Below are 21,951 nucleotides of genomic sequence, written 5' to 3'. Positions count from 1 at the left end.
CACACACCATATTGGTTGCAGGGAGAGGGTATGAGCTACACGCACGCGGGCCACATTGATGCACTGAATCAGAACATTGCTGACCTAAATGGCGATATTAACGTCTCATTTGAGTTTTTTCCGCCGAGTACCCCAACCATGGAGGAGACACTTTGGAACTCCGTGCATCGCTTAAAAGCGCTCAAACCTAAATTTATGTCAGTGACCTACGGCGCCAATTCAGGCGAGCGCGATCGTACCCACGACATTGTGAAAAGCATTCATGAACAAACGGGTATCGCCGCGGCGCCACATTTGACCTGCATTGATGCCAGCGAAGACGAGCTGCGTCATATTGCCCGCGACTATTGGCAAAACGGCATTCGTGACATTGTGGCGTTGCGTGGTGACTTGCCCTCGCCAGAGAAAAAGCCCGATATGTATGCGGTTGATTTGGTGCGCTTGCTCAAAGAAGAGCATGATTTTGATATTTCGGTCGCCGCTTATCCCGAAGTGCACCCAGAAGCGAAAAGCGCGCAGGCGGATTTAATTAACCTCAAGCGCAAAGTGGATGCGGGGGCCAGCCGGGCGATTACCCAGTTTTTCTTCGATGTGGAAAGCTACCTGCGCTTTCGTGACCGTTGTGTGGCGACGGGCATTGATGTCGAAATTGTGCCGGGGATTTTGCCGGTCTCCAACTTTAAGCAGGCGTCGCGCTTTGCCAAGATGACCAATGTGCGCGTGCCGCAGTGGATGCACAAACAATACCAAGGTCTAGAGGATGATCCTGTTACGCGTCAGATGGTTGGGGCCTCGATTGCTATCGATATGGTGCGCGTCCTGAGTCGGGAAGGGGTGAAAGATTTCCATTTCTACACCTTGAATCGTGCCGAGCTTACTTATGCCTTGTGCCATACCTTGGGCGTGCGTCCACTTGCCGCGGTCTCATAAAAAAACGCCCACAATGGGGCGTTTTGAGGTTGCGTGTTGTGTGGTTTGCAATTTATGCCGAGCAAGGTTCGCGAGGGGCTAGCATAGCCAATTCGTCGCGTACCTCTTGTGCCCAAGCCAGCCAAGCGCGGCGTTGATGAATAGTACGACGCAAGGCTAAACGCAGCAGGCGCTGCTGATTGGTGAGCGGGTTGGCTTGACCAAATTCGCGTTGCTCAATCATGGCGTAATGGTTGAGGAGTTGCTGCGATTCGGCAATTAACTGATTAACATGACCTAGCATAGGGGACGGGTCGAGCACCTCACAGCTTAACAGACGTGCGACATACTCATCCCGTTCGGGGGCAAGTTTTGGCTCACTGAGTAGCCAAGTTTGTAACATGTCAGTGCCGATCGGCGTAATGGCATAGACCTTGCGGTCGGGCTTACCCATCTGTGGCTCCAAGCGGCAGCTCACCGCCCCTTTTTCTGCGAGCTTGGTAAGCTCGCGATACACTTGTTGATGGCTGGCTTTCCATACATAGCTAATGCTAGTGGAAAACGCCTTGGTAATATCGTAACCCGTGGCCTCGCAGTTGCTTAGCACCGTCAGTATTACATGGGGTAGTGACATCTCTTCTATCCACAATTAGTCGTACAACAATAGGTCGGCCCGGAATGCGATAACCTTCTTTGGGTTATTTCGCCAAACTCAAGGCCTGCTCAAGGTCGGCAATGATGTCATCAATATGCTCAATGCCGACACAAAGACGGATCATTTCTGGTGTGACGCCGGCCGCGGCCTGCTCCTGCTCGTTTAACTGACGATGAGTGGTCGAAGCAGGATGACACGCGAGCGACTTGGCATCGCCAATGTTCACCAGACGTTTAAATAAATTCAGTGCATCGTAAAAGCGCACACCCTCATCAAAGCCACCTTTCAAGCCAAACGACAACAGTGACGCGGGCAATCCACCACGGATCAGCGTGTGGGCGCGCGAATAATGCGGATGCGTTTCAAGGCCGGCATAGTTCACCCACGCCACGGCAGGGTGATTGGCTAGGTAATCGGCCACGGCTTTGGCGTTCTCGCAATGGCGTTCCATACGCAGGCTCAAGGTTTCTAACCCCTGCATCAACATAAAAGCATTCATCGGCGAGAGGGCTGCGCCACTGTTACGTAGCGGCACCGTACGTGCGCGGGCAATAAATGCGGCTGGGCCAAAGGTCTCACTGTAAACCACGCCGTGATAGGCCGGCTCCGGTTGTGAGAATTGCGGGAAGCGGGCTTGATGGGCCACCCAGTCAAAGGTACCGCCATCGACAATCATGCCGCCAAGGGTGGTGCCATGACCGCCAATGTACTTGGTGAGTGAGTGCACCACGATATCGGCCCCGTGCTCAATCGGTTTACACAAAACCGGTGTGGCCACGGTATTGTCGACCACCAACGGGACCCCATGCGCGTGGGCAACCTTGGCTAAGCCTTCAATGTCGGCGATATTGCCGGCCGGGTTACCAATCGACTCGCAATACACCGCTTTAGTATTGGCATCGATCAGCGCCTCAATGGCACTGGCGTCGTCACTCGCGGCAAAACGCACCTCAATGCCTTGCTCAGGGAGCATGTGGGCAAACAAGGTATAGGTGCCACCGTAAAGCTGTGGTGTGGCGACGATGTTATCACCGGCCTTGGCGAGGGTTTGAATCGCATAGGTGATGGCCGCCGCGCCGGCACTGACGCAAAGCCCCGCAATACCGCCTTCTAGTGCCGCCACGCGTTGTTCCAACACGTCGTTGGTCGGGTTCATTATCCGTGAGTAGATATTGCCCGGTACATCAAGATTGAACAGGTCAGCACCATGTTGGGCATTATCAAACTCGTAAGCGACGGTTTGATAAATGGGCGTTGCCACCGATTTGGTGGTGGGGTCGGTCTGGTAGCCGTGATGAATCGAGAGGGTTTCGTCTTTCATGGCAATTCCTTTGCGTTGTTGGGTCGCGTCAGTGCGACCTTCAATAGTAATAATATTATCAATGCAACAGCAAGCATTAGCTGCGGCTTTGCATAAAAAAGTCTGTGGTTAGGATTTCCTCAGCGTCGTCTGTGTGCCAAGACAAAAAAGCCGCACCCTAGGGTACGGCTCTACTATCAAGGATTAACCGGTATTGCGCAGCCCCGCGGCAATCCCCGCAATGGAAATCATCAAGGCATCGTCGAGTGACTGATCGCCTTGTTCCGATTGCCGTGTACGGTATAACAGCTCGGCTTGCAACATATTGAGCGGCTCAACATAAATATTACGTAAGCGAATCGCTTCAGCGCCCCACGGGTTTTGCTCCATCAGGTTGTCGCTATTTTCCACTGCCAGCACAACCTGAATATCTTGGCGTAATTGCTCACGCAAGGATTCACCTAACGGCCAGAGGCTCTCATCGACCAAGCGCTGATCATAGTACTTGGCAATGTCTAAGTTGGTTTTGGTAAACACCATTTCTAGCATGCCAAGGCGGGTGGAGAAAAATGGCCATTCGCGGCACATTTCTTCCAGCTGGGCTTTATGGCCTTTTGCAATGGCGTGATCGATAGCTTGTCCCGCCCCCAGCCAAGCTGGCAGCAATAATCGGTTTTGACTCCAGGCGAAAATCCAAGGAATGGCTCGTAAGCTTTCCACACCACCGTTGGGGTTACGTTTGGACGGGCGCGATCCCAGTGGCAGTTTGCCTAACTCAAGCTCAGGCGTGGTAGAGCGGAAGTAAGGGACAAATTGCTCATGGCCGCGTACCACATCACGGTAAGCTTGGCAGGAGATGTCACTTAAGGTGTCCATCAGCTGACGCCACTCTTGCTTAGGCTCTGGTGGTGGCAGCAAGTTCGCTTCCAAAATGGCGCTGGTGTACAGGTTTAAGCTGTTGACAGCAACGTCAGGCAGACCCAATTTAAAGCGGATCATCTCGCCTTGTTCGGTCACCCGCAAACCGCCTTTTAAGCTACGCGGAGGTTGTGAGAGCAATGCCGCATGCGCGGGTGCACCACCGCGACCTACGGTGCCGCCACGGCCGTGGAAAAGTACCAAGTCGACGCATTGGTCATCGCATAAATTGACTAGCGCTTCCATGGCGCGATATTGCGCCCAACCGGCGGCCATCACTCCAGCGTCTTTGGCGGAATCCGAGTAACCGATCATCACCATTTGGAAGTTCTGGGTAAAGCCTCGGTACCAATCAATGGCCAGTAGTTCACCAATCACTGCCTCGGCATTGTTCAGATCGTCCAAGGTTTCGAATAGCGGACACACGTCCATGCGGAATGGACAACCGGCTTCTTGCAGCAATAGGTGGACAGCCAGCACGTCGGAAGCGGTGCGAGCCATCGAAATGACGTAGGCACCCAAGGCTTCGCGCGGCTGCTCGGCAATCACTCGGCAAGTGTCGATCACCTCTTGGACGTCAGGCGACGGTGACCAATCACGTGGCAACAACGGACGCTTAGACGCCAGCTCGCGGGTTAAGAAGGCTTGCTTGTCTTGCTCGCTCCATTGGGCGTAATCGCCCATTCCCAAATAACGGGTTACTTCTGAGAGCACATCGGCATGGCGGGTACTTTCTTGGCGAATATCGAGTTTGATCAGGTGCACGCCAAAGCATTGCACGCAGCGAAGTAGGTCAAGCAACTTGCCGTCGGCAATAATGCCCATGCCACATTGATGGAGAGACTGGTAACACGCCAGTAATGGCTGCCACAATTGCTGAGTATCGGTCAGGATCCCTTGTGAGGAGACGCGTTCGCCTTTCAGTTTGGCGTCCAAATAGCTCAAGGTATGAGTTAGCTGGCTGCGCAAGGTTTTGAGGATAGCGCGATACGGTTCGTGCGCCTCGCCGGCCATCTCACGCACAGTGTCATCACACTGTGTCATTGACAGTTCACTGATCAAATCCTGCACATCGCGCAAATACAAATCCGCTGCTTTCCAGCGTGATAACAGCATCACTTCACGGGTAACCTCGCTGGTGACATAGGGGTTACCGTCGCGGTCGCCGCCCATCCACGAGGAAATTTGTACCGGTTTGGCATCAATGGGTAAGTTGATATCGAGATGGCTTTCAAGCTGCTGATCAAATTGGCGTAAAAACGCCGGTACTGCTTGCCACAGTGAATTTTCAATCACCGCGAAGCCCCATTTGGCTTCATCAAGTGGGGTAGGTCGCTCTTGGCGAATTACATCGGTGTGCCATGCTTGTGCAATCAACTGCTCAAGACGTTTCTCTGTTTTGGCACGCTCTGCCGCCCCCAAATGTTCACTGAGCTCTAACTTCGATAAACACTTATTAATCTGCACCAAGTTATGAATGGTGGTACGGCGTGCGATTTCGGTCGGGTGAGCGGTCAGGACTAACTCAATTTTTAAATCGGCGATCGCTTGTTGCGCGTCATTGGCATCAATCTCACCTTGGCTGACACGGCGGAGTAAATCGTCGATAGCATCCGGGCTGCACTCCAACGCGTCGCATTGACGCGAGACGGTGTGATATTGCTCGGCGATATTAGTCAGATTCAAAAATTGGCTAAAGGCGCGGGCGACCGGAAGCAGTTGGTCAGCCGGCAAGTTTTGCAGCACGGTTTTCAGCTTAGCATGATCGTCCTGATTGCCAGCGGCAGCCGATTTTGAGAGCTGACGAATTTCCTCAACTTTTTCTAAGAGTGCTGGACCATGGGCATCTTGGATGGTGTTACCCAGCAGACGGCCAAGCATACTGACATTGCTTTTTAAGGCAGAGTACTTTTCGTTCATAGCGTATCCATTCTGTAACAAAGTTACATCCTACTGTGACTGTAAAGAACCAATCTAGCGAATATTGCGCGATCGGGTCAACTTAACCGCAAATTAGCGCGAAAACTGGCCGCCGGATTTGATGCTTATCATAGAGCTACCCCAAAAGCTGAAAAAAAGTTTCAGCTTTCAGGTTTGCCATCCTCCCGAGGGCTTCTCCGCGCCCGCCGTATCGCGACTTTCTCATGAATGGCAGTAGTGTTATTTGCATGGTTAGATGGAATTATTGCTCCAAAATGAATGAATAGACATTAAAAGTGATTTTTTACGCTTTTTGGGGGTTGACGGTCAAACGGGAATGCGATAAAAAATAAACATTCACTATTTATGAATAAAAATATTTTTTGAGAGTTGACCATGATTCCACTCGCTGCCAAACACAACGCCCTTTCTGCTCGACGACGCTAGCCTGCTTTGCGTGGCTATCGGCTACGCCCTCGATATTCTGCTGCCCCGCAGCACGCCTTAAACACCTATAAAGAGAGACACCCATGACCCTTAACACCATTATTGTCGGTGCCAGTGGCTACACAGGAGCCGAGCTTGTCGCCCTTGTCCATCGCCATCCGCAACTGCACTTGGCCGGTTTATATGTCTCGGCAGGCAGTGAAGACGCCAACCGCCCCGTGAGCGCGTTGCACGGCCAATTGCGTGGTGTAGTGGATATGCTACTGATGCCTTTGACCTCGCCACAGGATGTGGCCAAGCAAGCCGATGTGGTGTTTTTAGCCACTGCGCATGCGGTTAGTCATGAATTGGCGCCGATTTTTCTGGCTCAAGGTTGCGTGGTGTTTGATTTGTCGGGGGCATATCGGGTCAATCAAGCGGATTTTTATCCTACCAATTACGGCTTTTCGCACCAGTCACCGGCATGGCTGGCGCAAGCCGTGTATGGCTTGGCGGAGTGGCAACAGGAAGCATTATCTGCAGCGCAGCTGGTAGCCGTGCCGGGATGTTACCCGACCGCCAGCCAATTACCGCTCAAACCTGTGCTGGATGCAGGCTTGTTGGATAAACAAATGTGGCCGGTGATCAATGCCACCAGTGGCGTAACGGGCGCGGGGCGCAAAGCGAGCCTGACCAATAGTTTTTGCGAAGTGAGCCTGCATGCCTACGGGGTGTTTTCTCACCGTCATCAGCCAGAGATTGCTGCACACCTAGATACGCCGGTGATTTTCACCCCACACCTTGGCAGTTACAAACGCGGCATTCTTGCCACCATTACCGCCAAATTAGCGCCAGGTGCTAGTGAGGCCGAGGTGGGGCAGGTACTGAACCAGGCTTATCAAGATGCGCCGCTGGTACGGGTACTTCCTGCCGGTGAGGTGGCCAAGCTGCAAGCGGTGCAACATACCGGCTTTTGCGATATTGGCTATCAGGCCGCGCATGGGCATCTGATCCTTACCAGTGCGATCGATAACTTACTTAAAGGCGCGGCCAGCCAAGCCGTGCAGTGTTTAAACCTTAAGTTTGGCTTTGCCGAAACCACAGCGATTGTCTAGGAGAAACGGATGAAAACGCCATTAGTGATTAAATTAGGCGGCGCAGCACTGAGCTGCAGCGAGACCCTCGCCAAGGTTTTCGGCGCGATGAACACCTATCGCAGTGAGGCTGAGCGCCCGCTAGTGCTGGTGCACGGTGGCGGCTACTTGGTTGATCAACTGCTGAAAAAACTCGCCCTCACCAGTGTGAAAAAACAAGGCTTACGGGTCACGCCAGTCGACCAGATTGATTATGTCACCGGTGCCTTAGCCGGGACGGCCAATAAGCTGCTGTTAGCTGAGGCGCGTAAGGCGAAGATTAAAAGCTGTGGCTTGAGCTTGGCCGATGGCGGCTTGTGTCAGGTCAGCCAACTGGACCCCGAGCTAGGTGCAGTGGGGGAAGCCAGCGCCGGTGATCCGAGCCTGTTGCAGGCGGTATTGGCCGCGGATTGTGTTCCCATTATTAGCTCGATTGGCATCAGTGACCAAGGTGAGTTGATGAACGTCAATGCCGACCAAGCAGCGGTAGCGGTGGCAACCACTCTTGGCGCGGAGCTGGTGTTGCTGTCGGATGTTAGCGGCGTGTTAGACGGCAAAGGGCACTTGCTGCCTTGCCTTACCGAGTTAGATGCGCAGCACTTAATGGAAAAAGGGGTGATCACCGATGGCATGGTGGTCAAGGTCAACGCGGCGTTTGCCGCTGCCCGTGAACTGGGTAAACCCGTGGAGATTGCCACCTGGCGTTACCCAGAAAAACTCACGCAATTATTCGATGGCCAGCAAATCGGCACCCGGTTTAGCGCCAGTTAATTAGACGTATAACGACGCGACGACACCGTCGATTTAGGATTTAAGGAGAGCAAGATGAGTAAGGTAAATAAAGTCGTACTGGCCTATTCGGGTGGATTGGATACTTCGGCCATCATTCCTTGGCTAAAAGAAAACTATGACTGTGAAGTGGTGGCCTTTGTCGCTGACGTGGGTCAAGGCGAACAAGAGCTCGATGGCATTGAGCAAAAAGCACTTGCCTCGGGGGCATCACAGTGTTTTATCGCCGATCTGAAACATGAAATGGTGGCGGAGTATATTTACCCCAGCCTGAAAACCGGTGCGGTGTATGAAGGTAAGTATCTTCTGGGCACCTCGATGGCACGTCCTATCATTGCCAAAGCGCAGGTCGAATGTGCCCTAGAGGTCGGGGCGGATGCACTGTGCCACGGCTGTACCGGCAAGGGTAACGATCAAGTCCGTTTTGAGAGCACCTTCTCCGCGTTGGCGCCGCAACTGAAAGTGATTGCGCCGTGGCGAGAGTGGGATCTCACCAGTCGTGAAGCCTTGCTCGATTACTTGGCCGCCCGTGACATTCCTTGTACGGCGAGCCTTGAGAAAATTTATTCACGTGATGCCAATGCTTGGCACGTTTCGACCGAAGGTGGTGTTCTGGAAGATACTTGGACCGCGGCCAACCAAGATTGCTGGGTATGGACCGTCGCACCAGAAGAGGCGCCCAATACGCCTGAGTTTGTCACCTTGGGAGTACGAAGCGGAGAGGTGGTCTCGGTCGATGGTGAGTCTATGTCGCCTTATGACGTGCTGACGCTGCTGAACGACAAAGGCGCCCAGCATGGCGTGGGACGGATTGATATTGTTGAGAACCGTTTGGTGGGGATGAAATCCCGCGGCTGTTATGAAACCCCGGGTGGCACCATCATCATGGAAGCGCTGCGTGGTGTTGAGCAATTGGTGCTGGATAAAGAGAGTTATCAGTTCCGTGAGGAGCTCGGTTTAAAAGCGTCTCACCTGATTTATGATGGGCGTTGGTTTACCCCGCTTTGCCAGTCTATTCTTGCCGCGGCCAATTCTCTTGCCGCGCCGGTAACGGGCGAGGTGGTGATCAAACTCTATAAAGGCCAAGCGACAGTGGTCCAAAAGCGTTCAACCAATAGTTTGTACTCGGAAGACTTTGCCACCTTTGGTGATGACGATGTCTACGATCACAGCCATGCCGAAGGCTTTATCCGTTTGTATTCGCTGTCGAGCCGGATTCGGACGCTGAACAAACAAAAACAATCCTAATTAAAAAAGCATCGTGAGCAGTAAGGAGAGACAGCATGGCATTATGGGGCGGACGCTTTAGTCAGGCAGCAGACAAACGGTTTCAAGCGTTTAACGATTCACTGCGCTTTGACTATCGCCTAGCAGAGCAAGACATTGTGGGCTCCATTGCTTGGTCCAAAGCCTTGCGTTCAGTGGGCGTGCTGAGTGATGACGAGCAACAGCAATTGGAGCTCGCGCTCAATGAACTCAAGTTGTCGGTGATGGAAAACCCGAAGCAAATCTTAAGCTCAGAGGCCGAGGATATTCACAGCTGGGTTGAGCAGCAACTGATCGATAAAGTCGGGGATTTGGGCAAAAAGCTTCACACCGGACGCTCACGCAACGATCAGGTTGCCACGGATCTCAAACTCTGGTGTCGCCAGCAAGGCCAGCAAATCTTACTGTCTCTCGACAAGCTTCAGCAGCAGCTGGTGGATGTGGCCAGTCAGCACCATGATACCGTGCTGCCCGGCTACACCCACTTGCAGCGTGCTCAGCCAGTGACCTTTGCCCATTGGTGTTTGGCCTATCTGGAGATGTTTGAGCGCGACACCACCCGCTTACAAGATGCGCTTAAGCGTCTGGATACCTGTCCGTTAGGATCCGGCGCGCTGGCAGGCACGGCGTACCCGATTGATCGCGATGCCTTGGCGCAACAACTGGGTTTTGAGCGGGCCACCCGTAATAGCCTTGACTCAGTCTCGGACCGTGATCATGTGATGGAGATGCTGTCTGCGGCGTCGATATCAATGCTGCATTTATCGCGGATGGCCGAAGATATGATCTTCTATAACTCGGGCGAATCCGGGTTTATCGAGCTGGCCGATACGGTGACGTCAGGCTCATCGCTGATGCCACAAAAGAAAAACCCCGATGCCCTAGAGCTTATCCGCGGTAAAACCGGCCGCGTGTATGGCACCTTGTCGGCAATGATGATGACGGTCAAAGCCTTGCCACTGGCCTATAACAAGGATATGCAAGAAGACAAGGAAGGGCTCTTCGATGCGATGGACACTTGGCATGATTGCTTGGATATGGCCGCCTTGTGTTTTGAAGGTATCACCATTCACAAAGACAAAACCTTGCAGGCGGCGCAGCAAGGTCATGCCAACGCCACCGAGCTCGCGGATTATTTGGTGAGCAAAGGGATCCCGTTCCGTGAAGCACACCATATTGTGGGCGTGGCGGTAGTATCCGCCATTGAGCAAGGTTGTGCATTAGAAGCGCTGCCGCTTGCCACCTTGCAGCAATTCTCACCGGTCATTGAAGACGATGTGTATGCCATGCTCACGATTGAATCCTGCTTGGCTCAACGTCGTGCACTCGGTGGGGTCGCGCCCGAGCAGGTTAGCTTTGCTATTCAAGAAGCACAAAAGCGTTTGGATAAGCGCTTTACCCCCAAAGTCACGGTGCGCTCGGCAAGGCTCACCGACCTCGATACCATCGAAGGCATGGTGGTGTATTGGGCGAAGTTGGGGGAGAACTTACCTCGAGACCGCCATGAATTGGTGCGCAATATTGGCCTGTTTGCGGTCTCCGAGCATCAAGGGGATTTGACTGGCTGCGGCTCGCTGTATATTTACGACTCAGGGCTGGCAGAAATTCGCTCTTTAGGAGTCGAAGCAGGCTGGCAGCGCCAAGGTCACGGTACCGCGCTGATGATGCACTTGATTAAAAAAGCCAAGCAAATGGCGATTGAGCAAGTCTTTGTCCTCACCCGAGTGCCCGAGTTTTTCACTCAATTAGGCTTTACCCCGGTGTCGAAATCGCAACTGCCTGAGAAAGTGATGAAAGATTGTGAAATCTGTCCGCGCTTTCACGCCTGTGACGAAGTGGCACTGACCTATAACATTGCTGGGCCAGCCACGATTTCGACCTTCTCTACGCTGGAGTAGGGTGACATCGTCTATTGGCTGACGCTATCAGCGTCGTCGTTATCCCTCCTAAAGGCTGTGTGCTGACTAAGTCGCAGCCTTTTTACCTATCGGTGTCATAAAAACTTCATCAAATTGAGTGGCTTACAAATTGTTACATTGTACGGTTTGTCACAGAAGCGTCACGTGCAATGACCATCATGCCCGCGTTTTCTCGTTAATGATGGAGATTTTGTGGTGAAAACAACCGTGACGGCCGCAGTGGCCTCAGCCTTATTAGCGGCAACTGCACACGCAGCAGTGCCTCAACAAAACGATGTCTGGTACCAAGACGCGCAAGCGGCATTGGCGGCCGCTAAAGCGAACCCACCTATTACGGGCAAAGCCAAAAACGTGATCCTCTTTATCGGTGATGGCATGAGTGTGGGGACAATCACCGCGGCGCGGATTTATCAGGGGCAGCAGCAAGGAAAAACCGGTGAGGAAAACCGCCTTGGCATGGAAAGCCTGCCGCATGTTGCACTAGCAAAAACCTATAATACCGACATGCAAACCCCTGACTCGGCCGGGACCGCGACGGCGATGGTCACTGGAGTGAAAACCAAAGCTGGGATCATCAGTGTTGACGATAATGTCCAGCGTGGTTTTTGCAGTACCGCCAAAGGTAACGAAGCGAAAACCCTATTTGAAATGGCGGGCGAGAAGGGTAAGGCGTTGGGTTTAATCTCAACCGCCCGTTTAACCCACGCCACCCCAGCCACCACCTACGCGCACAGTGCGGATCGCAATTGGGAGAACGATAGCAAGTTACCCAACATTGCCAAAAACCAAGGCTGTACCGATATCGCCAGCCAGTTTGTCGACTTTGATGCTGGTGAAGGATTTCAGGTGGCGTTCGGCGGCGGACGGCGTGAATTTATTCCTACCGATAGCGTCGATCCTGAGGGCAAAAAGGGCAAGCGTAAAGATGGACGCAACCTGATTGAGGCATGGCAAACCCGTCACCCTGATGGGCAATACATTTTCGATAAATCCGGTTTTGATGCCATCGATCCGGCGACCACCTCACGCGTGTTTGGTTTGTTTGAAAGCAGCCACATGAAATATGAAGCGGATCGCCGTGAAAGCCAAGATGAGCCGTCATTGGCGGAAATGACCAGCAAGGCGATCGATATGCTCAGCCGCGACAAAGACGGCTATGTGATGATGGTGGAAGCCGGACGTATCGACCATGCTCACCATGCGGGCAACGCCGCGCGAGCATTAGAAGATACGTTGGCTTACGACGATGCCATTAAAGTGGCCTTAGAGAAAACCAACCCAGAAGATACCCTGATCATTGTCACCGCCGACCATGCCCATACCATGGTGATGAACGGCTATGCGGAGCGGGGCAATCCGATTCTCGGTTTGTCACGTCAAAAGGGGCGCTTGAATCAGGATGATTTTGGTAAAACCTATACCACCATCACCTATGGTAACGGCCCGGGAGCGGTGAAAGGTGAGCGTGAAAACTTGCAAGAAGGGCAGGTGCGTGCGCTGGATTACAAACAGCAATCCTTGATTAAGCTTGGTTCGGAAACCCACTCCGGTGAAGATGTGGCCATCATGGCGCGTGGGCCGATGGCGTGGTTGTTCCAAGGGGCCGTGGAGCAAAACTACATTTTCCACGTGATTAACGAAGCCACGGGTCTGGCTGATTAATCGTCTGGTGTGTCTGATGACCCGCGCCCCGGCGCGGGTTTTTTATTGCGCCGAAACGGATAAATCACCACATGTAGCGTGAGTAGCACACTGGCACTGCCGGCGGCGAACAATAATGCAATCGACTCCACTTGCCGTGGCGTGTCGGCATAGCCCCACCACCAGAGTGGCCAAAGTAGCGCGCAGATGGCGGACAGTTGTTTCATGCAACGGGTACAGCGTCCCAGTTTTTGTTGCCAAATCGCGGACTGACAGTATTTGCAAGCCATGCGGTGTCTCTTGGTCGGTAGTAGCGATAGCTTATTGTGGCGCAGTGGGCCGCCAGATACAAAAAAGCCCTCCAACGAGGAGGGCAAAAGGTAAGCAAGTGCTTGGGGAAGCAACAGGCAGCGCCTGTAAAGCGCCGAGTGTCGGCGAAAAGGGCAGTGGGTTAGCAGCCTGGGCCGCAGTCCATGCAGTGTTTGATCATTTCAGGGCCGAGTTTGAGCTTGGCATTCACATCCCGCAGCGCGGTACGTACCCCTTCTTCAATCACTGGGTGATAGAAGGGCATATCTAACATTTGCGAAATGGTCATTTGATTTTGATGTGCCCATGCCAACAAGTGGGCCAAGTGCTCAGCGTTCGGACCAATCATTTCAGCGCCAAGAAAGCGGCCAGTCCCTTGCTCGGCATAAACGTGTAACAAACCTTTGTTACGCAGCATTACTCGTGAGCGGCCTTGGTTTTCAAACGACACCACGCCGGTTTCAAAGCAGCCGCAGGGGCCGAGACGGTCGGTAATCGCTTTGTAGCTTTCGCCCACCATTGCGATTTGTGGGTCGGAGAAGACTGCGGAGAGCTTGCTGCGGCGTAATCCGGCACGGATATCTTTGCCGCGTCCGGCGTTGTCACCGGCGATACGCGCTTGGTCAGCCGCTTCGTGCAGCAACGGAATTTGGTTACTGGCGTCACCGGCAATAAAAATGTGCGGTGCCGTGGTTTGCAGGGTGTAACTATCGGCAACTGGCACGCCGCGGGCATCCACTTTGATGCTGGTCGCATCGAGGTTTAGCTTGTCGACATTGGGACGACGACCGGTGGCGGCAACTACATAGTCGACCCAGCGTAGTTGGCTCTCGCCCTCTTTATCACGATAACGGATTTGCACCTTATCGCCTTCACGCACCATCTCTTCCACCTTGGCATCGGCGTCGAGATAAAACTCCTCGCTAAAGGTTTTATCCGCATATGCCATGATGTCCGGATCGGTCAGCGGGCCCACTTGGCCGCCGACGCCAAACATAATCATCTCGACCCCGAGGCGATGCAGCGCTTGTCCTAGCTCAAGGCCAATCACACCTGGGCCAAATACCGCAACTGAGTCAGGCAGATCGTCCCATTCGAAAATATCATCATTGACCACTAAACGATCGCCAAGGTGATCCCAAGCAGACGGCCAGCTTGGACGAGATCCTGTCGCGATCACGATGCGATCAGCGTGGATGGTGGTGTGATCGTCGACCATTAAGGTGTGATCATCTACAAAGCGCGCATAGCCATCAATTTTGTCTTGAGCGGGAATGTCATCGACACTTTCCAGTACAAAGCCGACAAAGCGGTCACGCTCGCGTTTCACCCGATCCATCACCTCACGGCCATTAATTTCCGTGGTGCCGCCGGGATACACACCGAAGCCGGGCGCTTTGTCGATATGATGCGCCGCTTCAGCCGCCGCAATTAACAGTTTGGAAGGCATGCAGCCAACTCGCGCACACGTGGTGCCATAGGGGCCGCCTTCAATCATCACCACGTTATCCGTATGCGCTTTGGCTGCGCGATAAGCACCGAGTCCGGCGGTTCCGCCACCAATCACAGCCACATCAACCGTTAATGTTTTCATTGCTTTCTCCTGGGAAAATAACGGGCGGCAAAGAGGCCGCCCAAACAGCGGATTACTGATTTAGGTAGGTATCGAGCTCTTCACTGCCACCGATATGACGGCCACCGATAAATACTTGTGGCACGGTGGCGCGACCGCTCACCGCACGCAAAGAAACCGTGGTGGCGTCTTTACCGAGGATGATTTCTTCAAACTGAAGACCTGCGTCGATCAGGGCTTGTTTGGCCTTGGCACAGAATGGGCAGCCTGGCTTACTAAACACAGTGATCGAGTCTTGCAGTTTGTGATCAGGGGCGATGTAGCCCAGCATGGTGTCGGCATCAGAGACCTTGAACGGGTCGCCTGGCTCGTTGGGTTCGATAAACATTTTCTCGACCACGCCGTTTTTCACCAGCATGCTGTAGCGCCATGAGCGTTTGCCAAAGCCAAGATCGTTTTTGTCGACCAGCATTCCCATGCCATCAGTAAACTCGCCGTTACCATCAGGCAGGACATGAATGTTGTCAGCGTCTTGGTCGGCTTTCCATGCATTCATCACAAAGGTGTCGTTGACGGACACACAGACAATGTCATCAACGCCGTACTGTTGGAACACCGGATATAGCTCGTTATAGCGCGGCAGGTGCGAGGATGAACAGGTCGGTGTAAACGCACCCGGCAGGCTGAATACAATCACGGTTTTATTGGCAAAAATGTCATCGGTGGTAACGTCTTTCCACTGGTCGCCTTCGCGAGTACGGAAGGTAACTTGTGGTACTGGTTGGCCTTCTTTTGATGCAAACATGGTTTCCCCTTTTGATTTGGTCGTTAACTGTCGACGGCATGTGTCTGACTCGCCGTGTCTTGATGGATGTAGTATCGCGAAAGAAGATTGATAGCTCTAATCGCTTGATGCTATGGTTTTGATAGTTTTCTCCTATAGAAGAGACAGCAATGAATATTCGTGATTTGGAATACCTGGTGGCGCTGGCTGAACACCGCCACTTTCGCAAAGCGGCCGAAGCGTGTTTTGTTAGCCAACCCACCTTGAGCGGACAGATTCGTAAGCTGGAAGATGAGCTGGGCGTGAGTTTGTTAGAGCGCACCAGTCGTCGTGTGTTGTTCACGGATGCGGGTATGAGGTTAGTACAGCAGGCACGTAACGTATTGCGAGAAGTCACAATTTTGACCGAATTGGCCAGTGAACAAGGGGAAAGTATGACCGGCCCCCTACATATTGGCCTGATCCCGACCGTCGGCCCTTATCTGTTGCCGAAGATCATTCCCATGCTGCGCGACCGTTTTCCAGAATTGGAGCTATTCATTCACGAAGGACAGACGCAGCAGTTAGTGCAGCAACTGGAAGAGGGCAAACTCGATTGCATCATCTTGGCTTCTGTGGAAGAAACCCAGCATTTAAAAGAGCTGCCATTGTATGAAGAGCCAATGTTATTAGCGGTTAGTGAGACGCATAAGCTTGCGGGGTGTGCTGAAGTGGCGTTAGATGTCCTGCAAGGAGAGACCTTGTTAATGCTGGGCGATGGTCATTGCTTACGTGACCAAGCGATGGGCTTTTGTTTTAAAGTGGGGGCGCGTGAAGATCAGCGTTTTCGTGCCACCAGTTTAGAAACACTCCGCAATATGGTCGCGGCGGGCAGTGGTATCACCTTACTCCCTCGCTTATCCGTCCCGGCACAGCGCCGTGATGGCGTGGCCTATATTCCCACCACGTCGCCAACACCGACACGGCAGATCACCTTGGATTATCGCCCCGGTTCACCATTGCGAGGGCGCTATGAACAATTGGCTGAAGTGATCCGTGAGCACATGGTCGCAGTCATGGACACGCCGTTAAGTGCTGAGCCTGCCGCATTAAACGCAGGATAAAAAGAACCCCCAGTGCTGGATATCCAATACTGGGGGTCACTTCAATTGTCACGGATACGGTCGATTAAAATAGCGATTCGGTCTCTGTTTCATAGATGGTGCCGCTCGGCTGAGACGAGACGTATTCGGTTGGCTCTGTCCCTTTAATAAAGTACTCGAACATCGAGGTGTGGTCGGTTTTGCGGGTGAGCAAACCGGTTTCACGGTCAATGCGTACCTTGACGATACCCGGTGGCACCACCTTGCTTTGTTCTGGCACATCCGCGAGCGCTTTTTGCATAAAGTCTATCCATGCGGGCCCAGCGGTTTTGGCGCCAGACTCGGCCCCACGAATCGGTTGCTGTTCGTCATTCAGGTTGCTGTTGCGGGTTGTGCGCCCTAATTCACGTGAGTGGTCATCAAAGCCGACCCATACCGTGGTGACGATACCCGGGCCATAGCCTGTGTACCAAGTGTCTTTAGAGTCGTTGGTGGTCCCTGTTTTACCGCCGATATCCCGTCGTTTGAGTGCTTGTGCGCGCCAGCCGGTGCCATTCCAACCGGTGCCATAGCGCCAGTCGCCGCCGCCCCAAATATTGCTCTGCATCATTTCGCGCACCAAGAACGCATTTTGCTCGTCAATAACTTGTTTTGCGGGCTGTGGCGATTCTTCGCCGTTATCGGTCAGCAAATTCTGCTCGTTGAAGGGGTCAGCCTTCTCCATCGGTTTTTCGCAGTCATCGCAAATCACCGATGGGTTAGCACGATAAATTTCTTCACCGAAGGGCGTTTCTACCCGATCGATGATAAAGGGCTCCATAAAGTAGCCACCATTGGCAAATACGCTAAACCCTTGTGCCATTTCAACCGGCGTTAAGCTGCCTGCGCCGAGTGCAATGGCTTCGGCGCGAGGGAGATCACTACGTTTAAAGCCAAAGCGAGTCAGATAATCTAGGGTATCGTCCAACCCAACACGACGCAGGACACGCACGGCCATCACGTTCTTCGATTGTGCCAAGCCAATACGGGCACGCAGTGGCCCTTCATAACGTGGCGGCGAGTTTTTCGGACGCCATGCCACGCCTTGACTGCGATCCCAGCGGTTGATGGGGGCGTCATTGATCAAGGTGGCAAGGGTCATGCCTTCATGGATGGCCGCCGAATAGATAAAGGGTTTGATGCTCGAACCCACTTGGCGCACCGATTGGGTGGCACGATTAAATTTGCTATGCACAAAGTTAAATCCACCCACTAAGGCTTTGATAGCCCCCGTGGTAGGCGACATGGATACTAAGGCGGTATTGGCGTTGGGCACTTGCGCCAAGTGCCATTGATCGTCAACGCGACGAATCCACACCTGCTCACCGCTTTGTAAAATATCACTGGCGTGTTTGGGCGCGGGGCCTTGTCGATTATCGGTAATGTAAGGGCGCGCCCAGTCCATCCCCGCCCAATCGAGTGTAATTTCTTGGCCATTAGGACCAACCACTAAGGCGGATTGGTCACTCACTTCGGTCACGATGGCAGGCTCTAGTGGACCATAGCTAGGCTGCTTGGCAAGATAATCGACAATACGCTGGTGTTGCCAGCGGTCGCTTGCGGCTTGCCATAAGGTCGCGACTGGACCGCGGAAGCCGTGGCGACGATCGTAAGCCAGGATGTTATCCATCGCTGCATCATTGGCCGCGCGTTGCATATCGGAGTCGACACTGGTGTATATGCGAATGCCCGATGTGTAAGCATCGTCGCCAAAGTGTTCTACCGCCCATGCACGCGCCATTTCTGCGACATAAGGCGCATCGAGCTCAATTTCAGCGCCGTGATAACGCGCGACAATCGGCTCATTCTTCGCTTGGCTATACTCGGCTTGCGAAATGTAGCCTTCTTTAAGCATGCGAGCTAGCACCACGTTACGGCGCTCAGTAGCACGAGACAAGGAGTACAACGGGTTCATGGTGGATGGCGCTTTAGGGAGGCCGACAATCACCGCCATTTCACTTAAGGTCAGCTCGTCTAATGTCTTACCAAAGTACACTTGGGCGGCGGCACCGACGCCATAGGCGCGGTAGCCGAGAAAAACCTTGTTAAAGTACAGCTCAAGGATTTCGTCCTTATTCAGTAATTGCTCGATATGCACCGCGATAAAAATCTCTTTTATCTTGCGCATAATGCGTTTTTCGTTAGAAAGGAAGAAATTTCGCGCCAACTGTTGGGTAATGGTACTGGCCCCTTGCTTCGCACTGCCTGACATGGCTACCACCACCGCGGCCCGAACGATACCAATTGGGTCGATCCCCGGGTGTTGATAGAAGCGACTGTCTTCAGTGGCGATTAGCGCATCAATCATTTGCGGTGGGATGTCTTCCAGCTTAACGGGAATACGTCGCTTCTCACCAAATTGGGAGATCAGCTTGCCGTCAGCACTGTATACCTGCATTGGGGTTTGTAGCTCGACATCTTTCAGTGTCGCCACATCGGGGAGGTCTGGTTTTACGTACAGGTAAAACCCGAAAATTGTAGTGACTCCCAGCACTGTGCAAACCAGTGCAAAGATAAGCAGACGCTTTATGAACTTCACCTGAGATTTCCCGTTCTGTTGCAATTGAGCCGTTCAATAACCATACGTCAGTAGTATAAAGGCACCAGCAAGAAAAATAACCCGCCGTGAAGGGCAGTTTTCTAAATGCTGACCTCACGCTGACGTTGGGAGCCTAACACGAAATGGTTCGAAATTCGGCAGTTTTAGGTATCGATATTGGCCGAGATACCATTCACGCCATTGCGGTTCGTGCACATCGACAAGGCATTCAGGTCGCAGGGCATCATGAGGTGCACTATCGCGCGACTGACGATCTTTTCACCCCGATGACCGAGATAAAAAAACGATTACTCGCATGTTTACCTTGGTATCAGCGCTTGCGCGTTCCTGTGGTGGTGGGTGTGGATGAAGATGCTGTGATCACCAAGCAAATAACGGCACCGCTTATTGACGATGAGATTGAGCAAGAAGCCTTGATTGGTCAAAAGCTGAGTGCTGCCCTCAATATGGATATCGCTACCTTGTATTACGATTTTGAGGTCATGAGCGGTATTTCCGTTCAGCCAGGACAAGCCTGTTATCAAGTAGTGGCGTGTCGGCGTCATGCGCTCACTCCAGCCCTAGATGCGCTCAAGCATGTCGGTTTATCGCCCTCGGTGGCAGACATTAACAGCCAAGCGTTAGTCGGGGTCTATCAAGCGATTCGACCTGTTGCGCAGGCTAATCACTGGCCGCTGTGGCTGCATTATCACGGTGGCTTGATCACCGCGATTCGTCTTTATCCGGATGGTCAGGTTTACCAGCATCGCAGCCGTTTGGGGGAGGGAGAGCGCTACGAAAACCGTGAGTTAGCTGCCAACACCTTGGTGCAGCAGCACTTTGATCAGGCTTGTCATCGTGCGCGTGAGCATAATCGACTCTTACCACTGAGCACGGTTTGGATCAGCGGCGTCTGGCCTACCACACTGACGTCTGAGCATCTTGCCATCACACGCTTAAACCCAGTGGCGATGTTGGATCAAACCGCCCCCACCATCAGTGACGAGGCCAGTATTGCGTTGGGATTAGCGCTACGGGGAGGGTATTCATGCGTATAAATCTACTCCCTTGGCGAGAAAAAGCGCGTCGCGCTCAGCGTCACACCTTTATGGTTCACAGTGGTTTGGTGGTGCTGGGCGTGGTACTGGTGGTTAGTGCCGTGAACGCGGTCCAGCAGCACTGGCTGACTGAGCAACAGGCTCGCAATCAACGCTTAACCGCAGGGGTGAACGATTTTCGTGCCACCTTACAAGCTTTTAAGCGCGAAGATAAAAAGCGTGCCGCGCTGCAATCGCGCTTACAACTGGTCAACGCCTTACAGCAACAGCGCAACAATGTCACTGCGTTGCTGAATTTCATTCCAACCGTGATGCCTGAAGGGGCCTATTTAAGTCGTTTGGCGCAGCAAAAGGGGCGTGTCACGGTCGAAGGCTGGGTCACATCCAATGCGGAGATGGCAAGTCTATTGGCAGCGTTAGAGCAAAGTGCGTTAGCCACCGACGTTGATATTGACACTGTGATCACAGAATCCGGTTCGCAACGCGCCAACAAACGCTTCACGTTAAGCTTTCGTTTAACCGACTATGTCACACCGCAACTCCCTAAGCCCAAAGGAGTGCAGTTATGATCGCACCTTCTGAATGGGATTGGCAAAAACTCCCCAGTGCACCACTCACCACCCGCGCTATCGTTTGGGCGGTGGGCGCGATCGCACTATTGATTCTCGCAGCCTTGATGATTTTGTTGCCCAACCAAGAGGCGCTGGAGGCAGCGACCCAGCGCGAAACACAACTCAAAGCCGAGTATCGGTTGTTGGCCAATCGTGTCGCCGCTCTGCCCGATGTTGAGGCACAAATGCGCGCGTTAAATCAGCAATATGCCACCTTGATTGCCCAATTGCCGGAAGAAGAGGAACTTTCGGGATTACTTGCCGGGGTCAATGAAGTTGGGATCCGTCATCAGTTGCGTTTCAACACACTGAAGTGGCAGTCAAGAAAGCATGGCAGTTGGCTCGATGCTATCCCGATGACGGTTGTGCTGAGCGGTGACTATGCCTCTATCGGTGCATTTAGCGCAGATATTGCCGCCATGACTCGCTTGGTATCGCTGCAAGATTTTGTCCTAACCCGTACTGAAACCGATGACATTCATGCGCCCTTGCTGCTGTCTGTGTCCGCAACCACGTATCGCTATACCGGTGAACGTATTGCTACCGAGAAGGAGGCCTTACAGTGAAGCGTCTTTTGGTATTGTTATTTGGTTTGTGCTTGGTGGGCTGTGATAGATACCACAGTGATATCGAGCGGTTTATGCAACAAACCCAAGCCAGTGCGCAAGTCACGGCGACCCGCATTCCCCCACCGCCGAGTTATCAATCGATAGCTTTTGTCGCCGATCAGCGAGATCCCTTTGTACTGCCAGCTATCAATGTCGGTAGACAGGCTTCAACGGGTGACTGTTGGCAACCCAATTTACAACGGCCGTTAGAGCCGCTCGAACAATTTCCACTGGCAAGCCTTGCCATGAAAGGCAGCTTAACCAAAGGCGCAAAGCAACAAGCCTTAATTGCACGCCCTGATGGCACCATCACTCAAGTCAGTGAAGGTGTGCATTTAGGCGAGAATCGTGGTCGTGTGGTGGCCGTGAATGCACACCAGATCGCGATTGAAGAAGCCCTGCCGGATGGCTTGGGGTGTTGGCAGCTTCGCACCGTCACCTTGTCGATGGAATCAACTTTGCCGTAGTTAGG

Annotated in this window: 18 protein-coding genes; 11 read left to right on the top strand and 7 right to left on the bottom strand. The window is 53.0% G+C overall.

Annotation, left to right across the window (positions count from 1 at the left end; genetic code table 11):
* Nucleotides 1-30 precede the first annotated feature (30 nt).
* A complete protein-coding gene (metF, locus tag BZG82_RS03730) occupies nucleotides 31-930 on the top strand; it encodes a methylenetetrahydrofolate reductase (RefSeq protein ID WP_069589847.1) in 900 nt (299 codons plus the stop codon).
* 52 nt (nucleotides 931-982) lie between these two features.
* Here metF and BZG82_RS03725 read toward each other — a convergent pair whose 3' ends face one another.
* From BZG82_RS03725 to ppc, 3 genes are all read right to left on the bottom strand, one after another.
* The gene (locus tag BZG82_RS03725) at nucleotides 983-1,543 is read right to left on the bottom strand and encodes a PadR family transcriptional regulator (protein ID WP_077765190.1); all 561 of its coding nucleotides are present in this window, start codon (nucleotides 1,541-1,543) and stop codon (nucleotides 983-985) included.
* A 64-nt stretch (nucleotides 1,544-1,607) separates the two neighbouring features.
* Nucleotides 1,608-2,885: an O-acetylhomoserine aminocarboxypropyltransferase/cysteine synthase family protein gene (locus BZG82_RS03720; RefSeq protein ID WP_077765189.1), complete on the bottom strand. Its 1,278-nt coding sequence runs from the start codon at nucleotides 2,883-2,885 to the stop codon at nucleotides 1,608-1,610.
* Between the two features lie 183 nt (nucleotides 2,886-3,068).
* On the bottom strand, nucleotides 3,069-5,702 hold the full coding sequence (gene ppc / locus BZG82_RS03715; RefSeq protein WP_077765188.1) for a phosphoenolpyruvate carboxylase: 2,634 nt from the start codon (nucleotides 5,700-5,702) through the stop codon (nucleotides 3,069-3,071).
* Between the two features lie 530 nt (nucleotides 5,703-6,232).
* Between ppc and argC the strand changes: the two genes are divergently transcribed.
* The 5 genes from argC to BZG82_RS03690 all read left to right on the top strand — a co-directional run bounded on the left by argC (nucleotide 6,233) and on the right by BZG82_RS03690 (nucleotide 12,897).
* Complete coding sequence (gene argC, locus BZG82_RS03710) at nucleotides 6,233-7,243, top strand: N-acetyl-gamma-glutamyl-phosphate reductase (protein WP_077765187.1); 1,011 nt, start codon at nucleotides 6,233-6,235, stop codon at nucleotides 7,241-7,243.
* Nucleotides 7,244-7,252: 9 nt separating this feature from the next.
* The gene (gene argB / locus BZG82_RS03705) at nucleotides 7,253-8,032 is read left to right on the top strand and encodes an acetylglutamate kinase (RefSeq protein ID WP_077765186.1); all 780 of its coding nucleotides are present in this window, start codon (nucleotides 7,253-7,255) and stop codon (nucleotides 8,030-8,032) included.
* 54 nt (nucleotides 8,033-8,086) lie between these two features.
* Complete coding sequence (locus tag BZG82_RS03700) at nucleotides 8,087-9,298, top strand: argininosuccinate synthase (protein WP_077765185.1); 1,212 nt, start codon at nucleotides 8,087-8,089, stop codon at nucleotides 9,296-9,298.
* Between the two features lie 35 nt (nucleotides 9,299-9,333).
* Nucleotides 9,334-11,214 (top strand): argininosuccinate lyase, encoded by a 1,881-nt coding sequence (argH, locus tag BZG82_RS03695; protein ID WP_077765184.1) that lies wholly within the window; start codon nucleotides 9,334-9,336, stop codon nucleotides 11,212-11,214.
* A gap of 213 nt (nucleotides 11,215-11,427) precedes the next feature.
* Nucleotides 11,428-12,897 (top strand): alkaline phosphatase, encoded by a 1,470-nt coding sequence (locus tag BZG82_RS03690; protein WP_077765183.1) that lies wholly within the window; start codon nucleotides 11,428-11,430, stop codon nucleotides 12,895-12,897.
* Here the strand turns inward: BZG82_RS03690 and BZG82_RS03685 are convergent.
* The 3 genes from BZG82_RS03685 to BZG82_RS03675 all read right to left on the bottom strand — a co-directional run bounded on the left by BZG82_RS03685 (nucleotide 12,894) and on the right by BZG82_RS03675 (nucleotide 15,563).
* On the bottom strand, nucleotides 12,894-13,166 hold the full coding sequence (locus tag BZG82_RS03685; RefSeq protein ID WP_077765182.1) for a DUF3624 domain-containing protein: 273 nt from the start codon (nucleotides 13,164-13,166) through the stop codon (nucleotides 12,894-12,896). The genes BZG82_RS03690 and BZG82_RS03685 overlap by 4 nt on opposite strands.
* Before the next feature lie 161 nt (nucleotides 13,167-13,327).
* Nucleotides 13,328-14,779, bottom strand: a complete 1,452-nt coding sequence (locus BZG82_RS03680; protein ID WP_077479766.1) for a dihydrolipoyl dehydrogenase — start codon at nucleotides 14,777-14,779, stop codon at nucleotides 13,328-13,330.
* Nucleotides 14,780-14,831: 52 nt separating this feature from the next.
* Nucleotides 14,832-15,563: a glutathione peroxidase gene (locus BZG82_RS03675; RefSeq protein ID WP_077765181.1), complete on the bottom strand. Its 732-nt coding sequence runs from the start codon at nucleotides 15,561-15,563 to the stop codon at nucleotides 14,832-14,834.
* 149 nt (nucleotides 15,564-15,712) lie between these two features.
* Between BZG82_RS03675 and oxyR the strand changes: the two genes are divergently transcribed.
* Nucleotides 15,713-16,645 carry a DNA-binding transcriptional regulator OxyR gene (gene oxyR / locus BZG82_RS03670; RefSeq protein ID WP_077765180.1) on the top strand — a complete coding sequence of 311 codons (933 nt, stop codon included), beginning with the start codon at nucleotides 15,713-15,715 and terminating at the stop codon, nucleotides 16,643-16,645.
* 64 nt (nucleotides 16,646-16,709) lie between these two features.
* Here oxyR and BZG82_RS03665 read toward each other — a convergent pair whose 3' ends face one another.
* Complete coding sequence (locus BZG82_RS03665; RefSeq protein WP_077479764.1) at nucleotides 16,710-19,202, bottom strand: penicillin-binding protein 1A; 2,493 nt, start codon at nucleotides 19,200-19,202, stop codon at nucleotides 16,710-16,712.
* 143 nt (nucleotides 19,203-19,345) lie between these two features.
* Between BZG82_RS03665 and pilM the strand changes: the two genes are divergently transcribed.
* The 4 genes from pilM to BZG82_RS03645 are packed head-to-tail and all read left to right on the top strand — an operon-like array spanning nucleotide 19,346 to nucleotide 21,946.
* Nucleotides 19,346-20,260, top strand: coding sequence for a pilus assembly protein PilM (pilM, locus tag BZG82_RS03660; RefSeq protein WP_077662623.1), 915 nt, complete (start codon nucleotides 19,346-19,348; stop codon nucleotides 20,258-20,260).
* Nucleotides 20,251-20,829: a PilN domain-containing protein gene (locus BZG82_RS03655; RefSeq protein WP_077765179.1), complete on the top strand. Its 579-nt coding sequence runs from the start codon at nucleotides 20,251-20,253 to the stop codon at nucleotides 20,827-20,829. The genes pilM and BZG82_RS03655 overlap by 10 nt, the downstream gene beginning before the upstream one ends.
* Complete coding sequence (locus BZG82_RS03650; protein ID WP_077765178.1) at nucleotides 20,826-21,437, top strand: type 4a pilus biogenesis protein PilO; 612 nt, start codon at nucleotides 20,826-20,828, stop codon at nucleotides 21,435-21,437. The genes BZG82_RS03655 and BZG82_RS03650 overlap by 4 nt, the downstream gene beginning before the upstream one ends.
* Nucleotides 21,434-21,946 (top strand): pilus assembly protein PilP, encoded by a 513-nt coding sequence (locus tag BZG82_RS03645; RefSeq protein ID WP_077765177.1) that lies wholly within the window; start codon nucleotides 21,434-21,436, stop codon nucleotides 21,944-21,946. The genes BZG82_RS03650 and BZG82_RS03645 overlap by 4 nt, the downstream gene beginning before the upstream one ends.
* The last annotated feature ends 5 nt before the right edge of the window (nucleotides 21,947-21,951 follow it).

Source organism: Salinivibrio sp. PR5 (assembly GCF_001996085.1).
Lineage (GTDB): Bacteria > Pseudomonadota > Gammaproteobacteria > Enterobacterales > Vibrionaceae > Salinivibrio > Salinivibrio proteolyticus.
The sequence above is the reverse complement of the archived record's forward strand: the minus strand, read 5'-3'. Positions and strand labels throughout refer to the sequence as shown.

Coding starts and splice junctions, on each gene's coding strand:
- argB (WP_077765186.1), top strand. CDS start 7,253: ATGAAAACGCCATTAGTGATTAAATTAGGCGGCGCAGCACTGAGCTGC.
- oxyR (WP_077765180.1), top strand. CDS start 15,713: ATGAATATTCGTGATTTGGAATACCTGGTGGCGCTGGCTGAACACCGC.
- BZG82_RS03680 (WP_077479766.1), bottom strand. CDS start 14,779: ATGAAAACATTAACGGTTGATGTGGCTGTGATTGGTGGCGGAACCGCC.
- pilM (WP_077662623.1), top strand. CDS start 19,346: ATGGTTCGAAATTCGGCAGTTTTAGGTATCGATATTGGCCGAGATACC.
- BZG82_RS03655 (WP_077765179.1), top strand. CDS start 20,251: ATGCGTATAAATCTACTCCCTTGGCGAGAAAAAGCGCGTCGCGCTCAG.
- BZG82_RS03675 (WP_077765181.1), bottom strand. CDS start 15,563: ATGTTTGCATCAAAAGAAGGCCAACCAGTACCACAAGTTACCTTCCGT.
- BZG82_RS03720 (WP_077765189.1), bottom strand. CDS start 2,885: ATGAAAGACGAAACCCTCTCGATTCATCACGGCTACCAGACCGACCCC.
- BZG82_RS03685 (WP_077765182.1), bottom strand. CDS start 13,166: ATGGCTTGCAAATACTGTCAGTCCGCGATTTGGCAACAAAAACTGGGA.
- BZG82_RS03650 (WP_077765178.1), top strand. CDS start 20,826: ATGATCGCACCTTCTGAATGGGATTGGCAAAAACTCCCCAGTGCACCA.
- argC (WP_077765187.1), top strand. CDS start 6,233: ATGACCCTTAACACCATTATTGTCGGTGCCAGTGGCTACACAGGAGCC.
- BZG82_RS03700 (WP_077765185.1), top strand. CDS start 8,087: ATGAGTAAGGTAAATAAAGTCGTACTGGCCTATTCGGGTGGATTGGAT.
- metF (WP_069589847.1), top strand. CDS start 31: ATGAGCTACACGCACGCGGGCCACATTGATGCACTGAATCAGAACATT.
- BZG82_RS03725 (WP_077765190.1), bottom strand. CDS start 1,543: ATGTCACTACCCCATGTAATACTGACGGTGCTAAGCAACTGCGAGGCC.
- ppc (WP_077765188.1), bottom strand. CDS start 5,702: ATGAACGAAAAGTACTCTGCCTTAAAAAGCAATGTCAGTATGCTTGGC.
- argH (WP_077765184.1), top strand. CDS start 9,334: ATGGCATTATGGGGCGGACGCTTTAGTCAGGCAGCAGACAAACGGTTT.